Source organism: Acinetobacter lwoffii, assembly GCF_024129595.1.
GTDB lineage: Bacteria > Pseudomonadota > Gammaproteobacteria > Pseudomonadales > Moraxellaceae > Acinetobacter > Acinetobacter lwoffii_O.
Map to the genome: position 1 here is coordinate 1 of NZ_JAMXXS010000088.1, position 1071 is coordinate 1071.

The following is a 1071-nucleotide window of genomic DNA, read 5'->3' on the forward strand; positions in this document are numbered from 1 at the left end:
GGCGGATTCAAGCGGCAAGTGCAACAGTATAAAAACCAGCCATAACATCACTGGGCGTATACCATCCCAGTGTCTTTCTGGGGCGATTATTTAGAGCAGATTCTATCTGTTCTATCCGTTCTTTTGAAACATCATCAAACGATGAGGATTTTGGCAGATATTGCCTGATCAGACCATTGCTATTTTCATTTCTGGCACGTTGAATCGACTTGTACGGATCTGCAAAGTAAGTTTCTATACCTGCTTTCTTTATCCGCCAATGCTCTGAGAATTCCTTGCCATTATCAAAGGTCACACTATATGCATGACTGTGGCGCAAACACTCTAAAGCACACGTGATCGTTTTAGCTGAGGTTCTAGTTTTCCCCAAATGAGCGATATGTAGATACAGACTCTTGCGATCAACCAGGGTTAATAATGCCCCCTTATGATTCTTGCCTATCACGGTATCACCTTCAAAATCACCAAGACGTTGACGCTTGTCTATGACCTCGTCGCGACAGTGAATGCTTGTTCTATCAACCAGTTGGCCTCTACGGTCTGTGTTTTTATAACCCCGCTTGCGATAGGTTTTCTGGTGTCTTAAATGTTGATGCAGTTCTCCACCCTTAGATTTATCCTGATAGATGTACTGATAGATCCACTCATGTGATGGGACATCTAGCCAGCCACGTTGTTTCAATGCCCCGGAAATCTGTTCAGGCGACCAACCCAGAGCAATCAGATAACGGATGTAAAATATGGCGAAGTCTGTCATCTGAGATGAAGAACGGTATCGTCGTTGACTTGAAAACCGATCAGCCTGTTTAGCCCGATAGCCGCGTTCCCCTGTATTCCTTTTGATCTCACGATAGAGGGTTGATCTGGAACGACCAAGCTCTCTGGAAAGAGTAGAGATTGAAGATTTACTTTTCAAGGCAGCATAAATTTCGTATCTTTCTTCTTGAGAAAGTTGGGTGTATTGCTTCATTGTGTGCTTTCCAATTGCGAGTTGAAAAAGTCTAATGATTCTAATACACCTAACTTTTTCAACTAACTACAAATGTGTCGCACTTGGGATTTGAATCCGCG

Annotated in this window: 1 protein-coding gene; it reads right to left on the reverse strand. The window is 43.1% G+C overall.

What is annotated here, in order from left to right:
• Window positions 1-7: 7 nt before the first annotated feature.
• Window positions 8-970: an IS30 family transposase gene (locus NI466_RS15760; protein WP_253174004.1), complete on the reverse strand. Its 963-nt coding sequence runs from the start codon at window positions 968-970 to the stop codon at window positions 8-10.
• Between the last annotated feature and the right edge of the window lie 101 nt (window positions 971-1071).

Coding starts and splice junctions, on each gene's coding strand:
- NI466_RS15760 (WP_253174004.1), bottom strand. CDS start 970: ATGAAGCAATACACCCAACTTTCTCAAGAAGAAAGATACGAAATTTAT.